The following is a 3,574-nucleotide window of genomic DNA, read 5'->3' as shown; positions in this document are numbered from 1 at the left end:
AGGAAGCTGATCTTTTTTGTCCGAACAGCGTTCGGATTAATTTTACAATCTACCTATTGACAATAAAGCCTTTTACATTCTAAAATAAATTAGAATATAATTAAAATATGCCGCTGTGCTTCTTAGCGTGTTTTAATAAATAGGAGAAAACTTATAAGAGAAAATTCGAAGAAACTATCTTCAATGGAGGTCTTTGCATTATCAATAGCAACGGTTGCACCTACTGGAGCAATGGCATTTAATACAACGACTTCTGCAAAGTTTGCTGGTGTAAATATACCTTTATCATTTTTGCTTGGTACAGTAGCTATATTGTTGATAGGATTTTGTTTTGTTGAACTAGCTAAAAATATTACTGGTGAGGGATCCGTCTATGCTTATAACAGAAGAGCTTTAGGTGAAAGAGCGGGCTTTTTAACTGGATGGGCTTTAACTCTAACCTATATTTGTTTCGCTGCTGGGACTGTGGGGCTAACAGCAGATTTTGGAAATGTTTTGTTGAATCATTTTTGAATTCATATACCAATTGCTATTATTGCCATATTCTTTATACTGTTAGGTTGGTTTATTACTTTCTTTGGATTACAATTAACCAGCAGAATTGCATTAGTTATGGAAATGATTTCAATTTGCATATTATTGATTCTTAGTCTTGTAATTATTTTTAGTGGTGGAAAATCTGGAAATAGTATTACTCCATTCTTAGTAAAGGGAAATACTAGTGGAATTGGTCAGGGGATGATATTTGCTATTCTATGTTTTGCTGGATTTGAGGGTTCAAGTACCATTGCCGGACAATCGTCCAATCCCAAAAGATCAATCCCGTTTGCCATATTATCAACAATTATTGGTGCAGCAGCATTTTACTTGATTGTTAGCTATGCGCAAGTAATTGGCTTTGGAGTATCTAATATTTCTAAGCTTGCGTCTTCGTCAGCCCCTTTAGACTATTTAGGTGTTATATATATGGGAAATAGTATGGCTACAATAATTGATTTTGCCACACTAATGAGTTGTTTTGCAGCGTTTCTAGGATCTGTGAATGCGTGTGCGTACATGTTATTTGCCCTTAGTGGTAAACAATATCTGCCAAAATCCTTAAGTAAGTTTGACCTTAAGTTAAGTAGTCCTAAAAATGCTGTTAACACTACCTCAATTATTTGTATCCTCCTATATATACTAATTGGGATTCCGTTTGGTCCAGAAGAAATCTATGCTAGTTTAGCTGAAATTGGAGCTATTAGTTTATTAATTGTTTATTTATTAGTATGCCTAGGTACTATATTTTACTTTAAAAATGTATCTAAAGAACATTTTTCTGTTCCACGCCATTTAATTGTACCTATTGTTGGTTTTGTTATATTGCTATTTCCACTGTGGACAAATTTATATCCGGTACCAAAGTTTCCTTCAAATCTCTATCCATACATTGTTGCTTTATGGATAATTATTGGATGGGTTATTTCTCTTTTTAACCATCCGAAAAATGATTTATCTAGCTCACTTATAGATATTAAAAATTAAGGAGTTCTACCTATGAATTATAGTAAAATTGTACATTTAAGTAATGGAAATTCGGTTTGGACAAGGACTGAGGGGGAGGGCCCAATTAAAATGCTTCTTTTACATGGGGGCCCTGGCATGACTCATGAATATCTTGAACCTTTTTCTAAATTTATTAAGAATAAACCAATTCAAATAATTTATTACGAACAGCTTGGATCATATTACTCTGATCAGCCAGATGATGCTAGTCTTTGGAACATTCCCCGTTTTTGTGAGGAAGTAGAGGAAGTTCGTAAAGCTTGGGGACTAGAAAACTTTTATCTATATGGACAATCTTGGGGCGGTATGTTGGCAATGGAGTATGCTACTCGTTATGGGAGCCATCTTAGGGGGTTAATTGACTCCAATATGGTCGACGATATGAAAGATTACGAAATTTACATTAATAAATTACGTGATTCGATGGATTCTGAAGATGTTGCTTTCATGAAAGATAAAGAAGCCAAAAACGAAATTGATGACCCTCATTACGAAGAACTTGTTATGAAACTTTACCAATCTTGTATTTGTCGGTTGAACCCATGGCCAGATGCTGTTAACAGATCCTTTGATCATACGAATGAACAGGTATATGTAACTCTACAAGGCCCCACAGAATTTACAATTACTGGTTCCCTCAAAACTTGGTCTATTCGAGATCGCTTACAACATATTAAAGCCCCTACTTTATTGTTAGGCGGAGAATATGACAGTATGAATCCCGACGTCATCCGGTCTATGACCAATCGTTTTCCAAACGCTCAGTCTCATATTTGTCCTCAAGGAAGTCATTTTTCAATGTGGGATGATAATAAAGATTATTTTAAAGCTATTGATGATTTTTTAAAGAAAGTTGAAAAGACTAAACCGTAATTAGCCAGCAGAATTATCCAAAAAGCAAAGTTGTTCAATCCAACTAATTTTGGTATTGGCTAAGGGTATAAGGAATTAATTCAATCTTCTTGGCTTATCTACATCATCTATGACCGTCACTTTTAAATTAGGAGTAGTTTTTGTTAACGTTGGAATTATAATTGTTCTTCTGACTCTTTTAAATTATAATCAACATTTGTGATTTATCACGTAATTCACATTTGGATAAAGATAGTAACAGGCTTCTCAATGATCATTGAGAAGCCTGTTTGTGTCAAAGCACTTGCTGAGGCAGGACTCGTATATCAATTAAGGGAGGCGCTTTTAATACCAACAACTATTAGAAAGTAGCTTAATTGGTTTGATAATCAACGTGGCGAATGGCAATCAATGGAATAAATTGCGCCTCATCACCAATGACATTATCCTCCTGATAACCCAAGATATGAGTTGTAATTTCCAGTCGGTGGGGGTCCTCAAGCTGACATACATTTAATTGAAGGGTGACGATTAAATCTCGCTGGTATGCGTCTGCCAATACCTCGGTAATTACTGCTAAGGATTGTTGCGGTCTTGGAACGTATACTGCATTCAACTGCTGGTTCTGTTGGTTTAAAGCGGCAGTATGATCAGATAAATAGAACCCCTGCCATTTCATCATGCCCCGGTCATGATAATCGTGTTCAAAAAAATGCTTAACCGTGCCTAAATCAAAGTCTTGGTTATTCAAGGGGCACCCGCTTTCGTTGAATCAGCTTTTGACTTGCCGGCCACCGTTCCCCAGTAAAGCCGACAAATTCGATCGTTAGCTTTATATCTTGTCGTAATGCTTTTAGTAAATTTTCTAAATCAGCTAAATCATAGTGTGCTAATTTATGTAAGGGAACGGATTGCAAGCGCTCATTAGCCCGTTGACTGTTAAAAAACAGATTATAGGTCTGATCGTAGGTATCATTAGTCAACATTAACCAATAGCGGGTTTTGGGACGCCGCTTAAACAATAGGGTTAACCGCCCCTTAATAATCTCGATATCGCTATTCATAGCTATTGCCTCCATTATGTCCGCCCACTAGTGAAGCCCGCTTGATAGCGGTGCCTCCCTTTAATAAACTGGTCGCGTAAACTAGTTTGGTGAACCCAAATTGCCGGTGAATT

General features: G+C 36.3%; 3 protein-coding genes and 1 pseudogene. 2 read left to right on the top strand and 2 right to left on the bottom strand.

The annotated features are described in order from the left end of the window. Positions 1-183 precede the first annotated feature (183 nt). Together FD20_RS12280 and FD20_RS12275 are read left to right on the top strand one after the other, a co-directional pair. Positions 184-1,524: pseudogene (locus FD20_RS12280) on the top strand (APC family permease). A gap of 12 nt (positions 1,525-1,536) precedes the next feature. After that, positions 1,537-2,418 (top strand): proline iminopeptidase-family hydrolase, encoded by an 882-nt coding sequence (locus tag FD20_RS12275; protein ID WP_057738878.1) that lies wholly within the window; start codon positions 1,537-1,539, stop codon positions 2,416-2,418. 352 nt (positions 2,419-2,770) lie between these two features. Here the strand turns inward: FD20_RS12275 and FD20_RS12270 are convergent, their stop codons facing one another. Then, a complete protein-coding gene (locus FD20_RS12270; protein WP_057738876.1) occupies positions 2,771-3,148 on the bottom strand; it encodes a hypothetical protein in 378 nt (125 codons plus the stop codon). Next, on the bottom strand, positions 3,141-3,461 hold the full coding sequence (locus FD20_RS12265; RefSeq protein WP_057738874.1) for a hypothetical protein: 321 nt from the start codon (positions 3,459-3,461) through the stop codon (positions 3,141-3,143). The genes FD20_RS12270 and FD20_RS12265 overlap by 8 nt, the downstream gene beginning before the upstream one ends. Positions 3,462-3,574 lie beyond the last annotated feature (113 nt).

This window comes from Liquorilactobacillus uvarum DSM 19971 (assembly GCF_001434935.1).
GTDB lineage: Bacteria > Bacillota > Bacilli > Lactobacillales > Lactobacillaceae > Liquorilactobacillus > Liquorilactobacillus uvarum.
The sequence above is the reverse complement of the archived record's forward strand: the minus strand, read 5'-3'. Positions and strand labels throughout refer to the sequence as shown.

Bases quoted from the DNA above. Each gene is read 5' to 3' on its own strand.
- FD20_RS12275 (WP_057738878.1), top strand. From the start codon at position 1,537: ATGAATTATAGTAAAATTGTACATTTAAGTAATGGAAATTCGGTTTGG.
- FD20_RS12265 (WP_057738874.1), bottom strand. From the start codon at position 3,461: ATGAATAGCGATATCGAGATTATTAAGGGGCGGTTAACCCTATTGTTT.